This is a genomic window from Aeromonas piscicola (assembly GCF_000820005.1).
GTDB classification, from domain to species: domain Bacteria; phylum Pseudomonadota; class Gammaproteobacteria; order Enterobacterales; family Aeromonadaceae; genus Aeromonas; species Aeromonas piscicola.
In genome coordinates, this window is the sequence record NZ_CDBL01000071.1 from 36194 (window position 1) to 59678 (window position 23485).

Here is a 23485-nt window from a genome sequence, read left to right on the forward strand (position 1 = left end):
TTTCTTTTCGCTACACACTATAGCAGGCTTAAGCAGGCGTTAGACTTATTTGGAGTGTTACGTGCATATAGATATGTCAGATTGGATTTCTGTATTTATGGCGTTAATAGCGACTGCATCTGCGATTATCACTTATGCTGTTTATCGCTCATCAACCGACCCAGAGGTCATCATTTATGCCGACACAGATAAAGGTAGACCTTCATTTATAATTTTAATTATTGAAAATATAGGGAAAGGTCCAGCTGAAAACATAACCTTTGACACATCAAGGCCGTTGCCGAAACAAGCATTCGGTATAGAAGAGCCTAAAAACATGCCTGAAACAATGGAGTCAGGGCCTATTGTAAATGGAGTCCCTTTTTTAGCTCCGAGTCAAAAGATGATTATTACCTGGGGGCAATATGGTGGGCTTAAAAAGTACATTGGAGGGGATAGTATTTTTGTAAAAGCTAAATATAAAAGAGCTAATTCTAAATTGCCATTCAATAAATCGACCAGCTCCTCACAACTTTTTATTGAAGCTTTCGCAACAACTGATATTTCAGATTCTAATTGGGATAAGAAAATTTCTGAGGAACTTGTAAAAACAAATAAGCAGTTGCAAAACATTGAGCAGTCAATTAAAAATATTGGTTCAAGCAAAAACTAATAAGTCATTTAAAGGGACTAAAACAGTTAGCTATTGCTTTTTAATCAGCAATTATTTGCCTCTTAGTGAGGCGTAGTTTTAAAGGCGGTAACGTGCCAAAAAAATACTATGGTTAGTCTACGCATCAATAGTAATTCTATTTATTACTTTGGGAGTATATTTTTATAGCTTTAATAACGGACTTTCTACTAATCAAAATGATTGGGGTAGCTTTGGCAGCTACTTAAGCGGAACGCTAGGTGCTGCCTTTGCATTTTTAGCTTTTCTAGCTGGTTTAGAGAACTTAAGATATATAAAAAATCAGCAACTTAAAGAAGAGCTTATTCATACAATAAAGTCTTATGAAAGTAATTTCAGAAATTGCTATGGCATGCTGGTAACGTGCGAAGAACCTTGGATTTGGGGGCACTCTCTAAAAGCAAGTGGGGAAATAAAAGAGTTACCTCTTCGTACCTTGTTGGAAAGTGATTCTATAGATTGGCAATATCATCTAGCACACTTGAGTACCAGCTTAGCTTTCAGGCGCCAACCAAATGGTGAGCTATTTCAAGATCGTGACATTTGGCTTATGGCGTTCAGTGCATCGAAAGGATTGTTTATATATATTGAACTCTATGAAAAGCTATGTGGAAAAAACCCTATTAGTTCATATTATAGAAATACGTATGAAATTCCATACAATCGTTTGTGTGAAGCTGTGTAAAAACTAACAAGGCCTGTAATACATCACTGTGTTGCTGGAAATTTTTTAAATTTCGCCATGTGGGTTTGCTTCTAAAAAGCATTCCAAAACAAACTAGTTGGCCAGAGACAGACTGAAGCTTTTGGCGATACTTATGCCTATAGGGTTATCCATTATAGCCCAGAGCATTTCTATGTTCATAATTTTGAGCAAGCCTCTAGGCTAGTAGAAAGAGCCACGGACAAAGCTACGTCACGAAATCCGCGCTCATCCGCTCCCGCCTGCGAGCCCTGTATAGAAAAATTTTTGCAAAAATGGATTACTGCAAAACCCTATGTCCAGAGCCCGCCAGCGCAGGGCTTTACGGTAAAATCCAGAACTGAAAACAGTGAACATTTTTTCACTGTTTTACAGTTTTTGATGCGGTGTGATGGGGGAGGGGAAAAATATAACGACATGATTTACATGGGAAAAGCCTACTTTCCGTGAGCATTTCTGGCTGGGGGAAGCTGTAATTTATCTCGCAAAAAATATTTAAAAATAGTTTAAAATCAATGTCTTAGTGGCTATTTCCTCAATCTAAGAAACTGAAAAAATGAAAAATTGAACACCTTCATTTATGAGGATATTATCGAGCCACAGAATCTCAAATGGGGCTACTCATGAAGGCGGCAATTGTAGGGAACATAGGCACAGACCATGATGGGTTCAAACCAACAAAGGTGACTGCTGGCTCACCTGATGTGCAGATTGATGGGATGCCCGTTGCTCGTGTTGGTGATCCATTAGAGCCACATGATAAACCTAACAATCCACCACATCCCCGTAGTATTACATCTGGAATATCGAATATATTGATTAACGGAAAGCCCATTGCAATGACTGGTGCCACTATTGATTGTGGCGGAGTGATCATAGGTAATAGCTCCGTGATTGTGGGGAACGTGTCTGTCTCAGGCGGCAATCAAGGTCTAACCAAGTTTATACCTCCGCTATCTTTTGATGAGCAGATTCAGCTGATGGCTGCAGGTAAACCAGTCTCGGATTATCCATATTATGCAATAAATGATTCTGGCGATGTTTTTTCTGGTCGAACAGATGCTTCTGGTCAAACGAAAAGAATTAAAACACAAAAAGAAGGTGAGTTCGCCATCTATTGGGGGGATGAAGCATTAGCATTAATGGAGGGGGTGATAAGTGCCTAATAACGCATTTAAATTAAAAACAAATGACAAAATTGGTTCAATAAAAACAATTGAGCACAATGCTATCACCTTTGACAAGATATGGGATGCGTATCCCGGACGAATAACACACAAAGATCCTAAAACAGGTAATGATATTTTTAGTGATCACTGTGCTATCAATGTTAGCCAGGCATTATATTCTAATGGCGTGCTAATGAAGTCGTTCACAGGTACCCGTTGCTGGCAGTGCCCCACTCCAAGCCCTGAAGGGAAAGGGATTCATGCAATCAGGGCTCAAGAACTTGCTGATTATCTTCAAAAGAGGCCATTTGCTGGCTGCCCAGTTGCTACAGCAATGTCTGGAGCTGAGTTTGAAGATAAAATATCAGGTAAACAAGGTATAGTTTTCTTTCAGAACTATTGGCAGCGTCCAGGGGAGAGTGGGAGAACAGGAGATCATATAGACCTTTGGAAAAATAACAGATTAGCAAGCCTAGGTTTTATGGCTTCTCAAGTTAGATTGTTACTTCCTAGTGTTTCAGAGCAGTTATTGTCAATGTCTGATTTGAAGCGGTCATCGAAAGTTATTTTTTGGGATATGTCAGAATGATGCGCATTATGGTAGTGATATTTACATTCTTGTTTTTATTGATGTTATCACTTGTGACAATCACCAAGCCGCTTTTCTCCATGTATGAAGAATATATATTGAAGGGCAGTTATATCGGTGAAACATATGCAGCACTTTATTTTGATTTCATCCTTTATTTCGTGTCTCCGCTGTGTCTTATTTTTTCGGTGTTGATTGTCAGTTATATCTATAGGCGAAAAAATATTAAGAGCACCGCTAAATAATATAACCTGCTGAAAAAAACCGCCTTTCGGCGGTTTTTGCTAGATTGCGAACTGCTCCAAACTTTTACCTTGTTCTATCTGCCTGGCTATTGCCTTCGGCATTCTACCCTGACCAGTCCAGGTTTTCTCTTGGCCATCTTCTTGATATTTGTATTTAGCTGGCCTTATTGCTCTCAATAGCTTGGTGATCAGGCGGGTTCTATGGCCAGCACCAGGCAGTCGGGTTCGTTGATGCGAAAGCGCACATTGAGATCGAACAAGCGTACCCCGTACTCCTTATCGTCCGGCTTGCCCTTCTTGTAGGCGGGACGGGGATCCTGGGCCAGCACTTCGCTCACCAGCAGGCGCAGCTCGGGATGGGCTTTGAGCCAGGGTTGCAGCTGTTGCTCGGCCTGTGCACTGAAATTCACCATCAGCGGCGGGGTGGGGGCGTCGGGGGCAAAGCCGCCACGGGCGTCCGGCAGGCTGTCGGCATAGGGGATATAGGGCTTGATATCGACGATGGGGGTGCCATCGAGCAGATCGACCGCGCCGAGTTCCAGCCACAGCTTGCCCCGCTCCCGGCCCACCCCGTGCAGCTCGACCACCGAGAGGCCAAGCGGATTGGGGCGGAAGGTGGAGCGGGTGGCAAAGACCCCGACCCGTTCGTTACCGCCCAAGCGTGGCGGGCGCACCGTCGGGTGCCAGCCCTGATCCATGGTCTGGTGAAACACGAAGCTGAGCCAGAGATGGGAGAACTGCTCAATGCCGCGCAGCACATCCGGTTGATCGTAAGGGGGCAGCAGCTCGAGGCGGGCACGGGCTGACTTGACCAGACCGGGCTGGCGGGGGATGGCGAACTTCTCCTTGTAGGGAGAGCGGATGATCCCGAGGGTGTCGATTTCGAACTTCATGGCGGATCCTGACTGAAAACCCCGGCAATTTAGCACAGGCGGCGCCAAAACGCAGGCCTGGCCTCCCTTGCCTGGCCGGGATCCCGGCCTCTTTTCTTCATACCCTTTTCCTTCTGTCCTGCCGTGATCACTGTCTCATCCCCGTGCCATGGAGGCTGTACCCCGCCGCCAACTTGGGTAGGGTGGGGGCACTATGAATACCTGCATGCAAGGCGCGTCATACCCGAGATAGCCAATCGTGCCGGACAGGAGGGACATGGATGAAACTGCTGATCATCGGCGGCACCGGTTTTCTGGGCCGCCACCTCACCTCGCTGGCGCTGGATTGGGGCCACGAGGTGACTCTGTTCAATCGGGGTCATCGCCAGCACCCGGACTGGCGCGATCTGGTTCAGCTCACCGGTGACAGGGACAAGGATCTGAACGTCCTGCACGGGGAAGGGCCCGGCTGGGATCTGGTTATCGACACCTGCTGCTACCGGCCCGAGCAGGCGGCCAGCCTCTCGGCAGCCCTGCTCGGGCGATGCGAGCGGCTGATCTTCATCTCCACCATCAGTGTCTATCGCGACTTCGCCCAGCGGGGGATGGATGAGTCGGCGCCGCTGCACGAGACAGGGGCCGAGGAGACGCCCACCGACTATGGCCCCCTGAAGGTGTTGTGCGAGGCCGAATATCGGGCCCGTTGGGGCGAGCGGCTCTGCATTCTGCGCCCCGGCGTGCTGTGCGGCCCCTTTGATCCGACCGGCCGTCTGGCTTGGTGGGTGAAGCGGATACAGCAAGGGGGGCCCTGGCTGCTGCCGGGGGAAGGGCAGGATCGATTGCAATACCTGGACGTGCGCGACTGCGCCGAGTTCGTGCTGCGCGCTGCCGAGCAGCAGCTGGGGGGCATCTTCAACCTGCTCAAGCCCGGCATAGCGTTGGCGGACTGGGTGGATCGCCTCGCGGCCCGACTCGTGCCCGTCACGGCACCGCAACCTGAGTGGGTGCCCTGGCCCGCGCTGCTGGCGGCCGGCGTCGAGCCCTGGCAGAGCTACCCGACCCTGTTGCCCAACGAGTTACCTGAGTATGCCGGCTATGGCCGCATCAGCGCCGAGGCGGCCATAGTGCAGGGGCTCAACTTTCGGCCGCTGGAGGAGACGGTGGCCGATCTGGCCCAGTGGCTGGCGGAGAACGGTCAGGCCGTGGTGGCCGGGATGACGGCCGAGCAGGAGCGGGCGTTGCAACAAGGGCTGCGGATGGGCAGCCTGCAATAGGGCCGGAGGGGTACTCATCCTGCCTTGATGGCCAGCACATGAAAGAGGGCGCCCTGTGGGACGCCCTCTTTCTTATTCGGCGGTGCGGGTTAGCGCAGCCTGGTGCCGCACTGGATCAGCAGCTCTTTCAGCAGGGTGCGATGACAGCGCTCGGCCTGCTCACAGTAGCAACCCACCGACAGGTTGGTGGTGTGGGAGAGGGCAGCCAGCAGCGCCAGATCGTGGCGGGCGCAGGGGCTGGCCATTTCGGCTTTGTACTGCTTGCAGAAGGCCGCCCATTGGGCCGGGGTCTCGGCAGCCTGGCCCAGCTTCATGGTCTCGCTGCTGGGGGCCAGGTTGGGGAACCAGACGTCGTACCAATCCTGGCTGGCAAATTCGCTCTTGGGCACGCCACGGGGCGGGCGCCGCACTGTGCCTATGCGCAGCCCTTCATCGGGGAGGCGGGGACTGCCGAGCCGGACTATGGCCAGTGCCATGGGGACTTTACTTCTCTTGCGCCACTTTCAGCGCCTGCCCGTAGCAGATCACCTGTTTCAGGCAGCCCGGGGTGTCGCTGAACTCGGCGCACTTGTCGAAGGTGACGCCGTTGCCACCCATGTCGGCCACGCGGCGGCGGGCCAGGGTGCGGGCTTCACCTGCGTTGGGGATGGGCTGCTTGGCATCGCTCTGGCAGGATTCCCCCTCGACTGTGCCGAGGTAGAGGTAGTTGAGGTCAGCCAGCTGACCCTGCTCATAGATCTGGACGCCGCCCGGCTTGAAGTATTCGTCGAAATTTTCCTTGTCCAGGTTGCTGTTGAAAGAGAAGTCGGCGCAACCGGAGGCGATCAGGGGCATCATCAGGATAAGGCGTTTCATGTCGGTATCTTGTTGAACTGTGAGGGAGCCATTATAGGGGCCAGTCGCTGCCTGCGACCAGCCCCATTTTTAACCATGGAGACGGGGTGTGACGGGGATCAGGCCGGTGCCAGCCGTTGATGCAGGCTGCGATAGTAATCATCGGCCGGCAACTCATGATGTGAGAAGGGCGCAGGTGCGCCCCTCTGCCGTGCTTGCGATCAGGCCGGTGCCAGCCGTTGATGCAGGCTGCGATAGTAATCATCGGCCAGCAACTCGTGATGGGGAGCGCAGAGGCGGATCTGCCCCTCTTCCATCAGGGCTATCCTGTCCATCTGCTCCAGCCCCAGCAGGCGGTGGGAGATGAGCAGCAAGGAGCGATCCGCCCCCAGTCTGAACAACAGGTCCATGATCTCCCGTTCGGTCTGGCTGTCGAGCCCCTCGGTCGGCTCATCCAGCAGCCAGAGCGGGGCATCGTGCAGCAGGGCGCGGGCGATGCCGATGCGGCGTCGCTCACCACCGGAGAGCGGGCGACCGCCGTCTCCCAGCCAGGCGTTCAGTCCGCTGTCGCTGTGGCCGTTGTCATCTTCCAGCAGATTGGCCAGACCGACCTGGGTCAGCACCTCGGTCAACTGCTCGTCAGACGCCGTCGGGGCCGCCAGCTTGAGGTTGCCTCGCAGGGTATCGGCAAACAGGTGAACCCGCTGACTCACCACCGAGATGGAGGCGCGCAGCGCCCCTTCGCTGTAGTCGGTGAGCGGCTTGCCATCGAGCAGGATCTTGCCTGCTTGCGGACTCCACTCCCGGGTCAACAGCCCCATCAGGGTGGACTTGCCACAACCTGTCTGGCCCAGCAGCGCCAGCTTCTCGCCCGCCTGCAGCTGCAGGGTGCAGCCGCGCAGCACAGGCTGCGGGTTGCCGGGATAGCCGAAATAGAGGTCGCTTATCTGCAAGGTGCCGACGCGGGCGTGCTGTTGCTCGGCTCCCCACTCGGGGGCCTTGGCCTCCTGCAGTATCTCGTTGAGACGGCGGGCCGAGGTGAGGCTGGTGGAGAGGTGCTGGAAGGCACCCGCCAGCGGCAGCAAGGCCTCGAAGCTTGCCAGGGTGGCGAACACCATCAGCGCCGTGATGGGATCCGGTACGGCGCCTGCGACCCCGTGACCGGCCAGCCAGAGCATCAGAGTCAGGGTCCAGCCGCTGAGCAGTTGTACCGAGAAGTTGGCCAGACCGCTCACACGGGCCATGCGGGCCTGGGCGGTGAGCAGCGCCTGTTCGGCCTGTTTCAGCTCGGTCAGTGCCTTGGGGGCGGCGGCAAACATCTGCAGCTCGGCCTGACCGTCCAGATAGTCCACCATGCGGGTACGCATGGCCGATTTCTCGGCGATAAGCCGACGGCCGGGCTGGCGACCGAGGAAGTAGAACACCAGCGGCAGGGCTATCATGCCAAGCAGCAGTATGGCGCCCAGAATCAGTGCGAGTCGACCGTCGAAGAAGGAGAGGAAGAACACCAGGCCGGCGCAGCTGAGCAGGGCCGCGCCTATGGGGGTGACCAGGCGCAGATAGACATGATCCATGGCGTCTATGTCAGCTACCAGCCGGTTGAGCAGATCCGCCTGGCGAAAGCCTGCCAGGGTGCCGGTGGAGAGCGGCGAGAGCTTTTGCCAGAACCAGACCCGCAACCGGGTCAGCACCCGGAAGGTGGCGTCGTGGCTCACCACCCGCTCGCCCCAGCGACCCGCTGTGCGGATGATGGAGAAGAAACGCACTCCACCAGCCGGGGTCATGTAGTTGAAGGTATCGCGGCTGGCGACGGCCAGCCCCGCCACGGCGGCGGCAGAGAGGAACCAGCCGGAGAGCGACAGCAGTCCCATGCCGGCCACCAGGGTCACCAGGGCCAGCAGCAGGCCCAGCGAGAGGCTCAGCCAGTGCTGACGATAGAGGCGCAGAAACGGCAATAGATCAGTCATCGAGAGAATCCCCCGGGTGTTGGGACAAGAGGCGGGCGAACGGGCCCTGCGCTGTGCTCAGTTGCTGGAAGTTGCCCTGCTCCACCAGCTGGCCGCGTGCCAGCACCAGTATCTTGTCCATCTTGGTCAGTTGATCGAGGCGGTGGGTGATCATCAGCAGGGTCTGGCCCGCCATCGCCTGCTCCAGCGTGGTCATGATGGCGCGCTCCGAGTGGCGATCCAGGCTGGCGGTGGGCTCATCCAGTACCATCAGCTGGGTGGACTTGAGCAGGGTGCGGGCCAGGGCGAGGCGCTGGGCCTGACCGACCGAGAGGCCGCCCGCCTGATCCCCGACCGGATAGTCGAGCCCCTTCTCCATGGCAAATTCCCAGGCCTGTGCCCGTTTCAGGGCGGCTTCCAGCTCGGCATCGCTGGCTGACGGCCTGGCCAGCAGCAGGTTGTCGCGCAAGGAGGCGTGAAACAGCTGCGGGTTCTGGGAGAGCCAGCCCAGCTGCAGCCGCCACTGGCTCATGTCGAGGCTGGCCAGCTCCTGGCCGTTGACCTTGAGTTCACCACGATAGGGGGCAAAGCCGAGCAGGGCGTTGACCAGCGAGCTCTTGCCGGCGCCGCTGACACCGATGAGCGCCGTGCGTGAACCCGCCTCCAGGGTGAAGTCGAGGGGGCCGACCAGCACCTTGCCTTCGGCACTCAGCACTTCAAGGTCTTTGGCTTCGACCTTGATGGGGGTGTCGGCATGAAAAGGGGCGTTGCCAGAGGCGGGCTCGCTCACGTCGGCCTCGAGGAATTCCAGCAACTGCTCGGCCGCGCCTATGGCCTGCGCCTTGGCGTGGTAGTGGGCGCCAAGCTCGCGCAGCGGGGCGTAGAACTCGGGGGCGAGGAAGAGCACGAACAGGCCGGTAAACAGGGTGACCTTGGTGCCATAGTGGCCGAAGTTCAGGTGATCTATGTAGGAGAAACCGAAGTAGACAGCCACCAGCGCCACCGAGATGGCGGCGAAGAACTCCAGCACGGCCGTGCTCAGGAAAGCGAGGCGCAGCACCTCCATGGTACGCTCGCGAAAATCTTCCGAAGCGTCGCGAATGGCATCCCCTTCCGCCTGGGTGCGCATGAAGAGTTGCAGGGTGCGAAGCCCCTTGAGCCTGTCGAGGAAGTGGCCGGAGAGGCGCGCCAGCGCCTGGAAGTTGCGGCGGTTGGCATCGGCGGCGCCCACCCCCACCAGGATCATGAACAGCGGGATGAGGGGGGCTGTGCCCAGCAGGATCAGACCCGCCGCCCAGTTGACCGGGAACACGGCCACCAGGATCACCACGGGAATAAAGACGGCAATGGCCATCTGCGGCAGGTAACGGGAGAAGAAATCCTGCATGTTTTCAATCTGTTCCAGCAGCAGGCTGGCCCAGCTGCCGGCTGGGCGTCGCTGGATATAGGCAGGGCCGAGCCGGCCGAGACGGGTGAGCACCAGCTCGCGAATGGCCTGGCGCACCGCGCTGCCCGCCTTGAAGCTGGTCACTTCACGGCCATAGGCCAGCGCCGCCTTGGTCAGCGTCACCAGCAGCAGGGTGATGAAGAGGGGAATGGATTGTTCCGGAGTGGCTCCCTCTATGATGAAGCCATGCAACAGGGTCGCCAGCAACCAGGCCTGTGCCACCATCAGTATGCCCTGACCCAGACCAAAGCCGATGGAGAGACCGATCCAGCGTCGGCCGTGGCTCGACTGGTTGCGCAACCAGCCATAGAGATGTTTCTGAGTTTTCTTGTCCATTACCACCATCCTCGCGTCGAGTGGCGCAAGACTATCCTCGGCCCCCGGCATTGGCAACCTTGTAAATTCCCGGTGTTGAAAATGTTTGATGGAAAAAACAGCTTGCTGCTCATTAGTTGGTCGAACAGCTTGATTTATGGTAAAAAACAGCACTGCGGTGATTGCGCTCGGCGGCAAAATGCATATAGTAGAGGCCCTGACGCGGGTGTAGTTCAATGGTAGAACGGTAGCTTCCCAAGCTGCATACGTGGGTTCGATTCCCATCACCCGCTCCACATTCTGATCCCCGGTAACCAAGCCGTCTTGCTATTGCCTCTGCCTGGTGCATTGCTTCTAGACGTTCGTTTGATGCCTGGTATCTGCTGCGATTTTGATGCCTAGCGGGCATCGTATAATGGCTATTACCTCAGCCTTCCAAGCTGATGATGCGGGTTCGATTCCCGCTGCCCGCTCCAGCTTTCATGCAAAAAGCCCACTCCTGCGAGTGGGCTTTTTGTTTTCTGGCTCATCGGGTGTTGTCAGCTGTGCTTGCCCCGATCGCCGTAAACGAAAGAGGCGCCAACGGCGCCTCACTTACCACACAGAGATCCGACGAGCAGGAATTATTCCTGTTCCAGCTCGCCACAGAAGCGGTAGCCTTCGCCATGGATGGTGGCGATGATCTCCGGGGTGTCGTTGACGCTTTCGAAGTGCTTGCGAATACGGCGTATGGTGACATCCACGGTACGGTCATGAGGCTTGAGCTCGCGGCCGGTCATCTTCTTGAGCAGTTCGGCACGGGTCTGGATCTGGCCCGGGTTTTCGCAGAAGTGCAGCATGGCACGGAATTCGGAGCGCGGCAGCTTGAACATGTCGCCAGCCGGGCTGACCAGTGCGCGGCTGTTGATGTCCAGTGCCCAGCCATTGAACAGGTAACGTTCAACCAGCTTCTTCTCTTCGCCACCGGCGGCCACATTCATGGTGCGGCTCAGCAGGTTGCGGGCACGAATAGTCAGTTCACGGGGGTTGAACGGCTTGGTGATGTAATCATCGGCGCCGATTTCCAGACCCAGGATCTTGTCCACTTCATTGTCACGACCGGTCAGGAACATCAGGGCTATGTTGTCATCTTCACGCAGCTCGCGTGCCAGCAGCAGGCCATTCTTGCCCGGCAGGTTGATGTCCATGATCACCAGATTGATGGTGTGGGCGGTCAGGGCTTGATGCATCTCGTCGCCATTGTTGGCTTCGAGCACTATATAGCCTTCGGCCTCGAAGATGCTTTTCAGGGTATTGCGGGTGACCAGTTCGTCTTCGACGATCAGAATGTGTGGTGTTTGCATGAGTATTCCCAGATTCTTATCAGTTAGTTATCTAAATTTTAACACTCTTTGGCGTTACCCGACCGGTCCTGAAAATTTATTACGTCATCCTGGGTATGAATGTCAGGTCGGAGTATCGCGAATTTGGCATCAGCGTTGGCAAACATCCCTGTGCCACACATAGGCTCTCAACAAGTCTGATCGAGAGAAGCCTGGAAAGGTAGTCCATTACAAAAGTGGCTGCATTTTATCAGTTAACAGGCGCATAACAACACTCTTTGCCGTCAGATAGCAACTTTTTAACTCTGGTTTGATATAGGTCAAACCCTGAGTTCACTGCATGATACTTGGGGTTGCCCCCATTTTCGCCCTTATAAAATGTAATGGAATGTAACATGTGGTTGACATGAATTTGTGGGAAAACTACAGAAAAATTTGTTTTATTGCCCCCTTTGCTGCGCCGCAATGGCCCGCCTACGCCATAGTGACGGCCTGGAATCCGGCCAGTCGCGAGGTGGGAATGCGTCGTAATACTCGGCGTCAGCGCGCCCTCTGGCGGGTGATCTCGGCATCTCCCCACATGATGGCCATGGGGCCCTGCTGGGGGAGCTCGCCCGATGAAAGTTGGCGTGAATCGTCGCTGTTGCTGGCTTCCTCCCGCGCTGATGCCATCGATTTGGCGGCCCGTTTCGGCCAGAACGCCCTCTATTGGGTGGAGCGGGGTGAGCTCTGGTTGCTGCCGGTATTGATGAAAGGCATACCTCTCCATCTGGGCAGAATTGAATCCCACTGGATTGTCAGGGGCCCGGCTTGATGAAAGAATGAGCGAATTCATGTCCATGGAAGGAAGCTTATGATGCTGGATCTACTGCCCGACCTCTGCGATCAACACGGTGATGCCCTGCAAGTGGCCGATCCGCTGTTCCACAATTTTGGTGGCAAGCCGCTGTTTTATGGCCAGGCGGTCACCCTCTCCTGCTATGAAGACAACAGCCTGGTACGGGAGCTGGTCACTCGATCCGGCCAGGGGCGGGTGATGGTGATCGATGGCGGCGGTTCGTTGCGCCGCGCCCTGCTCGGCGATCAGCTGGCCATCAAGGCGGCGGAGCAGGGATGGGAGGGGATCCTTATCCACGGCGCCGTGCGCGATGTGGGCACCTTGGCGACGCTGGCGCTGGGGGTCAAGGCGCTGGCAGCCTGCCCGGTCAAAACAGAGAAGCTGGGTAAGGGAGAGCTGGATGCCGTGGTGTCGTTTGCCGGGGTGACCATACATCCGGGTGACTACGTCTACGCCGACCTCAACGGCGTACTGGTGAGCGCCACCCGGCTCATCTGAGCGGTCAGAAGTTGAGGCCGACGCCTATGCTGAGGGACTGTTCCGTGCTGAAGGCGCTGACGCCGTAGTTGGCCGTGATGGCCAGCTGCGGGGTGAGCAGCAGGCTGGTATTGAGCTCCAGCAGGGTGCTGGCCTTGTTCACTTCCAGCTGCTTGAGCTGGCTGCCGATGTTCAGCGAGGGGGAGAGCTGGTAACGCACCCCGGAGCTGATATTGAAGCCAGTCTGCTCGCTGTGGGTGCCCACCGCCGGCCCGGCTTCCATGTAAAGGCTGACATCGTCCTGTACCGGGTACTGATAGCCGGTGTTGATGAGCCAGAGGTCGAAATTGTCGCTGTGATGGGACTGGCTGCCGAGCAGCACGCCGGAATAGCTTTTCACGTAGAGCTGGCTGTTTGCCTCGCTCTTGAGGAAATCCCAGTCGGCGGCCTGGGCACCGAGGCTGAGGCATGAAGCGAGTGCGATGATGAGTGGTTTGACCATTCTTTTCCCCTCCCTGGGTCCGGAACAGGAATACAAGCATGGCACATGCCAGCTGCTAGTAAAGGCAACCCAGATCACAATAAAACAGTTTTAATCTGCCGCCGACTCATGATAAACAGGCCACCATCATCACTTTCCTTCCCCTATTTCTCTCACATCAAGAGGTGAACCCATGAACAAGAAACTTACCCTGCTGGCCGCACTGGCTCTGGGAGGCTGCGCCATGGCAACTGGTTCCAATCTGGCTCAACTGCAAGCATCCACCTGGCAGTTGCAAGGGGCGAGCGGCGATACTTTCACCCTGCAGGTCGCGGGTGACAAGGTGGCGGGCAAGGGCGGCTGCAACCGCTATTTTGGCGGTATCACCCAGCAGGGTGACGGTGTATTGACGCTGGGAGCCATGGGCTCGACCCGCATGATGTGCATGGGCGATCTGGCCGGCAAGGAGATGCTCTATCTGCAGAAGCTGGAGAAGGTGGCAACCTTCAAGGTCAGCGGCCAACAGCTGGTGCTGAGTGATGCCAACAAGGTGGCGTTGCTCACCTTCGATGCCATGCCAGCAGCCAAGTAACTGATATTCCTGTCAGAGGCTGTCGTAGCGCGAGCAGGCAGCCGCGATCAGAAAGGGACGCCGCGGCGTCCCTTTTTCAATGCCGTTTTGCGGCTTGTGCCGGCCAGCATCGCAAGATGCATCGCATCTTGAATCACCGGCAAGGCGCCGCGCGCTAATCCTCATCCCCCTCGCTGGAACTTGAAGCGCTTCTTGCGCCGATAGGGATAGACATCCTCGAACACCCCCACCTTGATGTTGCTCTGCAGCATCTTCCAGTAGTTGGCGTCGAACATCTCCTTGTGCAGCTGCATCATGATCTCCCGCACCTGGGGCTTTTGCAGCAGGAAGGTGGCGAACTCCTCGGGGAAGATGTCGTTGGGGGCCACTGAATACCAGGGCTCGGCGCTCCATTCATCTTCCGGGTAGCGCGGTGGCGGGATCTGGCGGAAGTTGCACTCCGTCATGTAGCAGATCTCGTCGTAGTCGTAGAACACCACCCGGCCGTGGCGGGTGACGCCGAAGTTCTTGAACAGCATGTCTCCCGGGAAGATGTTGGCCGCCGCCAGCTGCTTGATGGCGTTGCCGTACTCCTCCAGTGCGAGCCGGGTCTGCTGCTCGTCCGCCTTGTCCAGATAGAGGTTGAGGGGGATCATCTTGCGCTCTGTGTAGAGGTGCTTGATCACCAGCTTGTCACTGGTGATGGTGAGCGCAGAGGGGGCCACCGTCTTGAGCTCGGCCAGCAGCTCGGGCGAGATGCGATCCAGGGGAAACTCGAAGTTGGTGAACTCCTGGGTGTCGGCCATGCGACCCACTCTATCGTGCTGTTTTACCAAACGGTACTTGGCCTTGACCTGCTCGTGGCTCACATCCTTGGGCGGGGTGAACTCGTCTTTTATCACCTTGAACACAACGTCGTAGGAGGGGAGGGTGAACACGCTCATCACCATCCCCTTGATGCCGGGGGCGATGACAAATTGTTCCCGGCTCTGGGCCAGATGTTGCTGGTAGTGACGATAGAGCTCGGTCTTGCCGTGCTTCTGACAGCCAATGGCGTTGTAGATCTCATAATCGGGCTTGTGGGGCATGATCTGGCGCAGAAACACCACAAACAGCGCCGGCACAGGGGCATAAACCATGAAGTAGGCACGGGCGAAGCCGAACACGATGGAGGCCAGCTCAGGCTCGAAGATGACGGTATCCACATAGATGCTCTGGCCTGTGCTGAGCAGGGGCAGGATAAAGGGGAACACCTGATCCCGTGCCCGGATCAGCCCCACCAGATAGGCCCCCTTGTTGCGGTAGAACACCTCTTTCAACAGCTCGATGGCAAAGGGCTCATCATGGAGAATTTGCGGGCCGTTCTCGGCAAGATGGCGGTGGATGTCGACAATGTCGCGCTGCTTGTCCTCATAGGGGAGGGTGAAGCTGTAATCCCCCAGCATCTGGCTCAGGGTTTGCGGCAGGTGGGTCAGATCGGTGCGATAGACCCGCAGCAGGGCGCTCAAATCCGGTTTTTCGCCGCGGCTGCGAAAGGGGTGGATATAGAGGTTCTCGTCGCGAATGTTGCGATGGCGGAAGATGCGGCGATAGACGGAGTTGAAGAAGGACTCCGCCACCTCGAAGTTGTCACAACGGGGCAGCAGATCGCTGAAGGCGCCCTTTACCCGCTTGAGCAGCTCCTGAGTGGCGTGATGCTCCCCCATCATCTGCTTGATCAGGGCCGTGGTGGCGCCGACGTGGTGATCATAGAGGCGAATGCGCTCGCGCCCGGCGAGCTGTACTCCCAGCCAGTCACTGTTTTCGAAGCGGCTCTTGCTGCCCTGGGTTATTTCGAGAAACCGGCTGTAAAACGACTCGAAGCGTTGCAAGATCGTCTCGGCGACGGCCTGTTCCAATGGCTGCTGCATCTCTCTCTTCCTTGTGATGTGTCGGCCGGTATGGCGGCTGAGTCCGGGGCTGGTCTGTCGTCCTGTCCTTGCCCTGCAAGCGCTCAATCACTCACGGCATTCATGCCGAGAATGGCTGGCAGTTTGTTCACACGTCTGGCCACTATGGCAACATTCAAACATCTGTTCAAGTGGCAATTTTTGGGGATAAACGGTAGATTGCGCCCCTGTTTTGCCGACCATTTTCAGCCTGTTCGTGCGGTCGGCCTGCCCAAGAGGAAACCCAATGAAACTCTATTTTGTGCTGGTGGCGCCTGCCCGGGCACCCAATGTCGGGGCTGCCGCCCGCGCCATGAAAACCATGGGCTTCGATGCCATGCGACTGGTGGCGAGCCGGGTACATGAAGAGGAAGAAGCGAGCTGGGTGGCCCATGGGGCGCAGGACATTTTGACCAACGCCGAAGCATTCGACACCCTGCCGGAGGCACTGACCGACATGGATCTGGTGATCGCCACCACGGCCCGTCAACGGGGCCGTTATCAGCACTACCTTACCCCGGGGGAGATCCGCGAGCAAATCCGCGCCAAGCCGTCCCTGAACAAGGTCGCCATCGTGTTTGGCTGTGAAGAGTCGGGCCTTTCCAATGAGCAGCTGGCCCATGCGGATTTGCTGAGTTATCTGCCGCTCAAGGTGAGCTACCCGTCCCTGAACCTGGGGCAGGCGATCATGCTGTATGCCTACGAGATGAGCCAGTTGCTGGATGAGCCGCAAGCCGTAGCAGAAAATTTTGATAACACCGGGCAGGTTCGGGTACTGAAACACAAAACAGCAGAAATACTTGGTGAACTCGGAGTTTCGCAGGATGAAAAACTGCATCAATGGGTGATGGACCGAGTACCCATGCTGCCGCAGCGGGATTTGAATATGCTGCATCTGCTCTGCAAAGACCTGGTTCGCCGATTTGAACGCAAGGAGCAATGAGGTTTAAGTTGACAGCCCAAGGCCAGCCGCGGTATTGCTAAAAGCCAGCTTCGTTCAAGAGTGTTCGTCATGCAGTCATTCACCAACGTCACCACCACCACCATTATTACCGGTACCACCACAGGTGGCACTGGGGCCGGTTGATGCGCTGACGAACAAGCACAGAAATCAAAAAAGGCCCGTACCCACCCAGTACGGGCCTTTTTGTTGAGTTGTTTTTAGACCGTTTTCAGATCAATTTGCAGGGTTCACAGGGAGATAAGCGATGAGAGTGTTGAAGTTTGGCGGGTCGTCACTGGCCGATGCAGAGCGTTTTTTACGGGTAGCGGATATCGCGGTCAATACCCACGGCCAATCCCAGGTTGCCCTGGTGCTATCGGCACCGGCCAAGGTGACCAACCACCTGGTCGCCCTGGTGGAGCAGACCAGTCGCGGCATGGATGCCAGTTCCACCCTGTTTGAAATCAACGGCATCTTCTCCCGCCTGCTGGCCGGGTTGAAGGCCGCCTATCCGGCGCTGGATGACAAGGCGCTGCAGGCCCGTCTCACCGCCGAGCTGGATCAGGTCGAGCGACTGATGCAGGGCATACGGCTGCTGGGGCTCTGCCCGGACAACGTGCAGGCCCGCATCCTGAGCCGTGGGGAGAACCTCTCCATCGCCTTCATGCACGAGTTGCTGCGGGTGCGCGGCCTCGAACTGGACATCATAGTGCCGGAGCAACTGCTGGTCACCGACGGCGGCTATCTGGAAGCCCATGTCGACATCGAAGCCTCCCGCCTGCGCTTCGCCGCCAAGGGGCTGCGTCCCGCGGTAGAGGGGCAGGGCCCCGCTGGAAAAGAGTCATGTCTCTACCTGATGCCGGGCTTTACCGGCGGCAGCGACAAGGGTGAAACCGTGCTGTTGGGCCGCAATGGATCGGATTACTCAGCCGCCGTGCTGGCCGCCTGCGTCGATGCCGAGTGTTGCGAGATCTGGACCGACGTGGAAGGCTGCTACAACTGCGACCCCCGTCTAGTGCCGGACGCCTACCTGCTGAAAACCCTCTCCTATAAAGAGGCGATGGAGCTCTCCTACTTCGGTGCCAAGGTACTGCACCCGAAAACCATCGCCCCCGTGGCTCAGTTCCACATCCCCTGCCTCATCAAGAACAGCTTCAACCCGCAAGGGCCGGGCACCTTGATCGGCGTCGAGCAGGGGGATGACGATCTGAAGGTTAAGGCCATCTCGGATCTCTCCGGCATGTGTATGTTCAACGTCTCCGGCCCCGGCATGAAGGGCATGGTGGGCATGGCCGGCCGCATCTTCTCCGCCATCTCCCGCGCCGGGGTCAGTATCGTCCTCATCACCCAGTCATCCTCCGAGTACAGCGTCAGCTTCTGTATCCACAGCTATGACAGTGAGAAGACCCGCAAGGTGCTGGAGCGCGAGTTCGAGCTCGAATTCAAGAACCAGCTGCTGGAGCCACTGGATATCATCAGCGATCTGGCGATCATCTCCCTGATCGGTGACGGTATGCGCACCAGCAAGGGGATGGCGGCGCGCTTCTTCACCTCCCTGGCGCAAGCCTCCATCAATATCGTCGCCATCGCGCAAGGGTCGAGCGAGCGCTCTATCTCCGCCGTGGTGCGGGATCGCAAGGTGGCGGAAGCCATCAAGGCCTGCCATCAGAACTTCTTCGGCAGCCAGCAGTTTATCGATCTCTTCGTGGTCGGTGTCGGCGGCGTTGGCGCAGCCCTGGTGGATCAGATCGCCCGCCAGCAGCCGGTATTGGCCGAGCAGGGCACTGGCCTGCGGGTGGTCGGCATCGCCAACAGCCGCCAGATGGCGGTCAACAAGGATGGGTTGACGCTGGCCAACTGGCGTGAGCAGCTGGTGGAAGCCCGTGACAGCTTCAGCCTGGAAGCGGTGCAAAAGCTGGTGGAAGAGAGCCACCTCATCAACCCGGTGATCGTCGATTGTACCTCGAGCGAGGCGGTCGCCGTCCAGTACGCAGACTTCCTGGCCGCCGGTTTCCATGTGGTCACCCCGAACAAGAAGGCCAACACAGGGTCGCTCGATTACTACAAGGCGCTGCGCCGCACCGCCCGCCAGACTCGCCGCAAGTTCCTGTACGAAACCAACGTCGGCGCCGGCCTGCCGGTCATCGAGAACCTGCAGAACCTGATCAAGGCCGGTGACAAGCTGCGCGCCTTCGATGGCGTGCTGTCCGGTTCACTCTCCTTTATCTTCGGCAAGCTGGATGAGGGCATGGCCTTCTCCGAGGCGACCAAAATCGCTCGCGGCAACGGCTTCACCGAGCCGGATCCCCGCGACGATCTCAACGGCATGGATGTGGCGCGCAAGCTGCTAATTCTGGCTCGCGAGGCAGGTATGGCGCTGGAGCTCTCCGACGTGGAAGTGGAGCAGGCGCTGCCGCCGGGCTTTGACGTCAGCGGCGATGTGGAAGCCTTTATGGCCCGCCTGCCCGAAGCTGACGGCTGGTTCCGCGACCAGTTCGCCGCCGCGCAAGCTCAGGGCAAGGTGCTGCGCTATGTGGGGTCGATTGAAGGTGGCAAGTGCAAGGTCGCCATCAAGGCGGTCGGTGCCGACGAGCCCCTGTTTAAGGTCAAAGACGGAGAGAATGCGCTCGCCTTCTTCTCCACCTACTACCAGCCGATCCCGCTGGTGCTGCGTGGCTATGGCGCCGGTACCGAAGTGACTGCCGCTGGCGTCTTTGCCGACGTGCTTCGCACCCAGAACTGGAAGCAGGAGTTATAACCATGAGTTCAGAGATGAACCCCTATATGGCGAAAGGTGGCAGTGTTGTCGCCTATGCCCCCGCCTCCAGCGCCAACCTGAGCGTGGGATTCGATGTACTGGGGGCGGCGCTCGCCCCCGTGGATGGCTCCCTGCTGGGCGATCGGGTGCAGGTGAAAGCCGCTGACGTGCCTTTTGCCCTCTCTTCCGTGGGCCGCTACGCCCACAAACTGCCCGACGATCCGAAAAAGAACATCCTCTACGACTGCTGGGTCGCCTATGGCGAGGCGCTGGAGAAGCGTGGCCTGACCATGCAGCCACTCGAAATGGTGCTGGAGAAGAACCTGCCGGTGGGCTCGGGTCTGGGTTCCAGCGCCTGTAGCGTGGTGGCGGCACTCGAAGGCCTCAACGCCTTCCACGGCGAGCCCCTTAATGAGCACGACATGCTGCTGCTGATGGGGGAGATGGAAGGGCGCATCTCCGGCTCTGTTCACTACGACAACGTGGCTCCCTGCTATCTGGGCGGCATGCAGCTGGTGCTCGAAGAGCACTGCGTTATCAGCCAGGGCATTCCGGTGTTCGAGCAGTGGTACTGGGTGGTCTGCTATCCGGGCACAGTGGTGTCGACCGCCGCTGCCCGCGCCATACTGCCTGCGCAATATCGCCGTCAGGATTGCCTCACCTATGGTCGTCGCTTGGCTGCCTTTGTTCACGCCAGCTACACCGGGCAGGAGGGGCTGGCGGCGAGCGTGCTCAAAGACGTGATTGCCGAACCCTACCGCGCGACGCTGATCGAAGGCTTTAACGAGGTGCGGGCCCAGGCCGCCCAAAACGGGGCGCTTGCCACCGGCATCTCCGGCTCAGGCCCCAGCGTCTTCGTGGTGATGAAGGATCTGGCCCAGGCCGAGCGGATGAAGGATTGGATGGACGCACATTTTGTGCAGAACGAAGATGGATTTGCCCGGGTCTGCAAACTGGACATGGCCGGGGCACGGGTAACAGGAAGCGAGCTATGAATCTTTACAATATCAAGGACAAGAGTGAACAGGTGAGCTTCGCGCAGGCGGTGCGTCAGGGGCTGGGTCGCGATCAGGGGCTCTTCTTCCCCGAGGTGATTGCGCCACTGGCCGATGTGGATGCCCTGCTGGACTTGCCGCTGGCCGAACGCTCTGCCCACATCATCAGCCACCTGCTGGGGGACGAAGTGCCCGCCGCCAAGGTAAGCGAGCTTATCAATGCCGCCTTCACCTTCCCGGCGCCGCTGGTCAAATTAAAAGATGGCACTTATGCCCTTGAGCTGTTCCACGGCCCGACCCTGGCATTCAAGGATTTTGGCGGCCGCTTTATGGCTCAGTGTCTGGCCACCTTCCGCACCAACGACAAGATCACCATCTTGACCGCCACCTCCGGCGACACCGGCGCCGCCGTGGCCCACGCCTTCTACGGGCTGGAGGGGATCGAGGTGGTCATTCTCTACCCCAAGGGCAAGATAAGCCCCTTGCAGGAGAAGCTCTTCTGCACCCTGGGCGGCAATATCCGCACCATCGCCATCGACGGCGACTTCGATGCCTGTCAGGCGCTGGTGAAGGATGCCTTCGACGACGAGGCGCTGAAAAAGGCGATTGGCCTGAACTCAGCCAACTCCATCAATATCAGCCGTCTGTTGGCACAGGTTTGCTACTACTTCGAGGCGCTGGCCCAGCTGCCCAAAGCCGACCGCGCCAAGGCGGTTATCAGCGTGCCGTCCGGCAACTTTGGCAACCTGACTGCAGGCCTGATTGCCAAGGCGCTGGGGCTGCCGGTGAAGCGCTTTATTGCCGCCACCAACGCCAACGACACAGTGCCGCGCTACCTGAAAACCGGTCAGTGGGAGCCGCACCAGACAGTGGCGACTCTCTCCAACGCCATGGATGTCAGCCGCCCCAACAACTGGCCTAGGGTAGAGGAGCTGTGCCGCCGCAACGGCTGGGCGCTGGAGACCCTGGGCTCCGGCATGCGCAGCGACGCCGAGACCCGCGATGCGCTCAAGCGCTTGCACCAGCTCGATTACCTGTGCGAGCCCCACGGCGCCATTGCCTGGGATCTGCTGAACGAGCAGCTCGGTGAAGATGAGGTGGGGGTGTTCCTCTGCACCGCCCATCCCGCCAAGTTCAAGGAGTCGGTGGACGAGATCCTGAATCTGGATGTGCCGCTGCCCGGCCCGCTGGCCAAGCATGCCGAGCTGCCGCTTTTGTCTCATAACCTGCCAGCCGAGTTTGCCCGGTTAAGGGAGTTTTTGGTGGCTTGAGTTTTAGCTGTGAGTTAACCGATAGAAATAAAAATCCCCCGGTAATGGGGGATTTTTATTTCTATCGTTTGGCAAGGGATGGCGGCTTAAGTTCGGTTTACTGATGATAATGACCGACTATCAGGACACTTTGCTGCTGGTCTTCCATTATCCCGAGTTTCTGACCTGTGTCAGGTGATAACTAGAACCGTATATATTATTCATCGTCATCGTCATCGTCATCCGTATTTGTATTGTCTTGCCTATATATTACACCATGTCTGTCTATTTTTGCGAATATCATACGCTCATCATTTTTGTTGTTGGGCATAAGTACATAGCTATAATGTTTTTCCTTCTCTGGATCATTGACTTGATCAGATTTTTTTGTATCATCAGCATTTTTTATTTTAGAAATAATTAGATCTAAGTAATCACTTTCCTTTTCTTTGTTTTTATATTTGTCGCTAAGATTAATGATAAGTTGTTCAAGTTTTGAGTCTTTTTCCCTATCCTTTCTCAAATCTACTGTAAGAGCATTCAAAGAGTTCATGAACTGATTTTTTGCATCTTTAATTGAACTCTCATGCACCCCAACGTTTAGTATTTTTTTACCACTTTCTAAGAATGAGGATGTATTGTACATGTAAAAGAGATCTAAATTTGCTTCTCTATATATTTCATTTTGTAAATTAGCGTGAGGTCCTATTTGTTTTTTTTCCTCTTGATTCTAAAATATACCACCAGTCTTCTTTTGAGTCATCAGTTATGAATATTACATTTTTAGTTTCAGGGGATGAGCTTTTAGTTATTAATTGTTTCCAAAGAATAAGATCACCATACTGGCGGTCATATTTTAGCTCATCAAAATAAAAGTAGCGGTCATTTCCATTTGCTTTTGCTGAATCTTTAAATCCGGGAGGAATTTTGTTTTTATATCGTTCATCTCCTTCTTTGTATATTTTATCTAACCAGTCTTGATTTTCTGGTTTTTCACCTACTTTACCTTCTGTAATTTCAATTAATTTTTCTCTGATGAAGTCATGAGATCTCACGCATGGCTGCTTTTCATCCCAATAGGATACGGATTTTCTATATGAGGCAATAGCTTTTTGTATTTCTTTATGAAGTTTTTCTGTATTTTCGTGAAGCTTTGGAAATCGTCTTTTTAATGATAGTTGTTCAAAGTCACATTTGAAAATCTTATCTATCTTATCTAAGTGTTCATTTGTTTTTATAAATATTGCCTTCTCATCACGAATGGTTTCCAATCGTCTTCTTTGATATTCCAAACCTACCTGATAAGGAATCCATATGTTGGAGCTTATTGTAGTCAACAGTTCAAAAAAATCGTTTCTTGTTTGCTCTGCGTAGCCATATAAGTTTAGGAATACATTTGTGTCAAATACAAATAATGTATTTTCGTTTTTCCAAGCGCTATTTAATTCAGTTTCATTAGGATTGTAAAAACCCTTAAACATACTTTTCAATATACACCTCGGTAATTTATAGCTTTAATTAAGCTACCGCCCCTGGATTACAGCTTATAATATGCCCCATTTACCAGCGAGTGCAGCAGCCCATCGCGGATGAATAGGCATCGGATGGCTATGATAGGCCAATCGAATCTGGTCTCACCAGTCAAAAATTGACGTAACTATCAGGAATATCTGCGTTTTATGCGCCAGCTCAAGAAATCGCAGAGGCAGAGCACAGGATTCCCATGGCCCTTGATTTTATTGAGGTTGGCGGGGGTGGCGGTGAAGAGGGGGCAGGCTTGCCGTCGGGGAAGGGCTGGCTGGGGTTAATCCCGCTCCGGCAATCGGCGCTATAGTGCGGGCGATGGTTGCCCGGCTTC

The 23485-nt window shown here is 55.9% G+C and carries 22 protein-coding genes, 2 tRNA genes and 1 pseudogene; 14 read left to right on the forward strand and 11 right to left on the reverse strand.

Annotated features, from left to right (window positions below; all coding sequences use genetic code 11):
* The first annotated feature begins 61 nt into the window (after positions 1 to 61).
* From BN1128_RS25565 to BN1128_RS24890, 4 genes are all read left to right on the forward strand, one after another.
* A complete protein-coding gene (locus BN1128_RS25565) occupies positions 62 to 652 on the forward strand; it encodes a hypothetical protein (protein ID WP_156140456.1) in 591 nt (196 codons plus the stop codon).
* 148 nt (positions 653 to 800) lie between these two features.
* A complete protein-coding gene (locus BN1128_RS24880) occupies positions 801 to 1355 on the forward strand; it encodes a hypothetical protein (protein WP_209428582.1) in 555 nt (184 codons plus the stop codon).
* A gap of 641 nt (positions 1356 to 1996) precedes the next feature.
* Positions 1997 to 2539 carry a type VI secretion system PAAR protein gene (locus BN1128_RS24885; RefSeq protein ID WP_082030470.1) on the forward strand — a complete coding sequence of 181 codons (543 nt, stop codon included), beginning with the start codon at positions 1997 to 1999 and terminating at the stop codon, positions 2537 to 2539.
* On the forward strand, positions 2532 to 3131 hold the full coding sequence (locus BN1128_RS24890) for a type VI secretion system amidase effector protein Tae4 (RefSeq protein WP_082030460.1): 600 nt from the start codon (positions 2532 to 2534) through the stop codon (positions 3129 to 3131). Before BN1128_RS24885 ends, BN1128_RS24890 begins: the two co-directional genes overlap by 8 nt.
* Before the next feature lie 284 nt (positions 3132 to 3415).
* On the opposite strand, the pseudogene BN1128_RS24895 reads toward BN1128_RS24890, so the two are convergent.
* A pseudogene (locus BN1128_RS24895) lies at positions 3416 to 3562 on the reverse strand (H-NS family nucleoid-associated regulatory protein); the annotation flags it as partial.
* A gap of 2 nt (positions 3563 to 3564) precedes the next feature.
* Positions 3565 to 4269, reverse strand: a complete 705-nt coding sequence (gene tsaA / locus BN1128_RS17315) for a tRNA (N6-threonylcarbamoyladenosine(37)-N6)-methyltransferase TrmO (RefSeq protein WP_042871022.1) — start codon at positions 4267 to 4269, stop codon at positions 3565 to 3567.
* Between the two features lie 260 nt (positions 4270 to 4529).
* On the opposite strand from tsaA, the gene BN1128_RS17320 reads away from it, so the two are divergent.
* Positions 4530 to 5522 carry an NAD-dependent epimerase/dehydratase family protein gene (locus tag BN1128_RS17320; RefSeq protein WP_042871025.1) on the forward strand — a complete coding sequence of 331 codons (993 nt, stop codon included), beginning with the start codon at positions 4530 to 4532 and terminating at the stop codon, positions 5520 to 5522.
* Between the two features lie 89 nt (positions 5523 to 5611).
* Here the strand turns inward: BN1128_RS17320 and BN1128_RS17325 are convergent, their stop codons facing one another.
* The 4 genes from BN1128_RS17325 to cydD all read right to left on the reverse strand — a co-directional run bounded on the left by BN1128_RS17325 (position 5612) and on the right by cydD (position 10085).
* On the reverse strand, positions 5612 to 5998 hold the full coding sequence (locus tag BN1128_RS17325; RefSeq protein ID WP_042871027.1) for a DUF488 domain-containing protein: 387 nt from the start codon (positions 5996 to 5998) through the stop codon (positions 5612 to 5614).
* 7 nt (positions 5999 to 6005) lie between these two features.
* Positions 6006 to 6377 (reverse strand): Rcs stress response system protein RcsF, encoded by a 372-nt coding sequence (rcsF, locus tag BN1128_RS17330; protein WP_042871028.1) that lies wholly within the window; start codon positions 6375 to 6377, stop codon positions 6006 to 6008.
* Positions 6378 to 6577: 200 nt separating this feature from the next.
* The gene (gene cydC / locus BN1128_RS17335) at positions 6578 to 8323 is read right to left on the reverse strand and encodes a heme ABC transporter ATP-binding protein/permease CydC (RefSeq protein ID WP_042871030.1); all 1746 of its coding nucleotides are present in this window, start codon (positions 8321 to 8323) and stop codon (positions 6578 to 6580) included.
* Positions 8316 to 10085, reverse strand: a complete 1770-nt coding sequence (cydD, locus tag BN1128_RS17340) for a heme ABC transporter permease/ATP-binding protein CydD (protein ID WP_042871032.1) — start codon at positions 10083 to 10085, stop codon at positions 8316 to 8318. The genes cydC and cydD overlap by 8 nt, the downstream gene beginning before the upstream one ends.
* A 201-nt stretch (positions 10086 to 10286) precedes the next feature.
* On the opposite strand from cydD, the gene BN1128_RS17345 reads away from it, so the two are divergent.
* Together BN1128_RS17345 and BN1128_RS17350 are read left to right on the forward strand one after the other, a co-directional pair.
* A tRNA-Gly gene (locus BN1128_RS17345) sits at positions 10287 to 10360 on the forward strand.
* Between the two features lie 105 nt (positions 10361 to 10465).
* Positions 10466 to 10540: transfer RNA gene (locus BN1128_RS17350), tRNA-Gly, on the forward strand.
* A 147-nt stretch (positions 10541 to 10687) separates the two neighbouring features.
* Here the strand turns inward: BN1128_RS17350 and arcA are convergent.
* Positions 10688 to 11407, reverse strand: coding sequence for a two-component system response regulator ArcA (gene arcA, locus BN1128_RS17355; RefSeq protein ID WP_010633329.1), 720 nt, complete (start codon positions 11405 to 11407; stop codon positions 10688 to 10690).
* A 376-nt stretch (positions 11408 to 11783) separates the two neighbouring features.
* On the opposite strand from arcA, the gene BN1128_RS17360 reads away from it, so the two are divergent.
* Both BN1128_RS17360 and BN1128_RS17365 read left to right on the forward strand, forming a co-directional pair.
* On the forward strand, positions 11784 to 12200 hold the full coding sequence (locus BN1128_RS17360; RefSeq protein ID WP_042871034.1) for a DUF3293 domain-containing protein: 417 nt from the start codon (positions 11784 to 11786) through the stop codon (positions 12198 to 12200).
* A gap of 42 nt (positions 12201 to 12242) precedes the next feature.
* Complete coding sequence (locus BN1128_RS17365) at positions 12243 to 12722, forward strand: putative 4-hydroxy-4-methyl-2-oxoglutarate aldolase (RefSeq protein ID WP_042871259.1); 480 nt, start codon at positions 12243 to 12245, stop codon at positions 12720 to 12722.
* A 4-nt stretch (positions 12723 to 12726) separates the two neighbouring features.
* Here the strand turns inward: BN1128_RS17365 and BN1128_RS17370 are convergent, their stop codons facing one another.
* Entirely contained in the window at positions 12727 to 13203 is a 477-nt protein-coding gene (locus BN1128_RS17370; protein WP_042871036.1) for a hypothetical protein, read from the reverse strand.
* Between the two features lie 172 nt (positions 13204 to 13375).
* Here BN1128_RS17370 and BN1128_RS17375 point away from each other — a divergent pair, with 172 nt between their 5' ends.
* Positions 13376 to 13774 carry an META domain-containing protein gene (locus BN1128_RS17375; protein WP_042871037.1) on the forward strand — a complete coding sequence of 133 codons (399 nt, stop codon included), beginning with the start codon at positions 13376 to 13378 and terminating at the stop codon, positions 13772 to 13774.
* A 161-nt stretch (positions 13775 to 13935) separates the two neighbouring features.
* Here BN1128_RS17375 and aceK read toward each other — a convergent pair whose 3' ends face one another.
* The gene (gene aceK, locus BN1128_RS17380) at positions 13936 to 15663 is read right to left on the reverse strand and encodes a bifunctional isocitrate dehydrogenase kinase/phosphatase (protein ID WP_042871040.1); all 1728 of its coding nucleotides are present in this window, start codon (positions 15661 to 15663) and stop codon (positions 13936 to 13938) included.
* Between the two features lie 265 nt (positions 15664 to 15928).
* On the opposite strand from aceK, the gene BN1128_RS17385 reads away from it, so the two are divergent.
* From BN1128_RS17385 to thrC, 4 genes are all read left to right on the forward strand, one after another.
* Complete coding sequence (locus tag BN1128_RS17385; protein ID WP_042871042.1) at positions 15929 to 16624, forward strand: tRNA/rRNA methyltransferase; 696 nt, start codon at positions 15929 to 15931, stop codon at positions 16622 to 16624.
* A 265-nt stretch (positions 16625 to 16889) separates the two neighbouring features.
* Positions 16890 to 19382, forward strand: a complete 2493-nt coding sequence (gene thrA, locus BN1128_RS17390) for a bifunctional aspartate kinase/homoserine dehydrogenase I (RefSeq protein WP_042871044.1) — start codon at positions 16890 to 16892, stop codon at positions 19380 to 19382.
* A gap of 2 nt (positions 19383 to 19384) precedes the next feature.
* A complete protein-coding gene (gene thrB / locus BN1128_RS17395) occupies positions 19385 to 20377 on the forward strand; it encodes a homoserine kinase (protein ID WP_167335818.1) in 993 nt (330 codons plus the stop codon).
* Positions 20374 to 21648, forward strand: coding sequence for a threonine synthase (gene thrC / locus BN1128_RS17400; protein ID WP_042871046.1), 1275 nt, complete (start codon positions 20374 to 20376; stop codon positions 21646 to 21648). The genes thrB and thrC overlap by 4 nt, the downstream gene beginning before the upstream one ends.
* Before the next feature lie 196 nt (positions 21649 to 21844).
* On the opposite strand, the gene BN1128_RS17405 is transcribed toward thrC, so the two are convergent.
* Together BN1128_RS17405 and BN1128_RS25575 are read right to left on the reverse strand one after the other, a co-directional pair.
* A complete protein-coding gene (locus BN1128_RS17405) occupies positions 21845 to 22273 on the reverse strand; it encodes a hypothetical protein (RefSeq protein WP_042871047.1) in 429 nt (142 codons plus the stop codon).
* A 46-nt stretch (positions 22274 to 22319) separates the two neighbouring features.
* On the reverse strand, positions 22320 to 23108 hold the full coding sequence (locus BN1128_RS25575) for a PIN-like domain-containing protein (protein ID WP_244464620.1): 789 nt from the start codon (positions 23106 to 23108) through the stop codon (positions 22320 to 22322).
* Positions 23109 to 23485 lie beyond the last annotated feature (377 nt).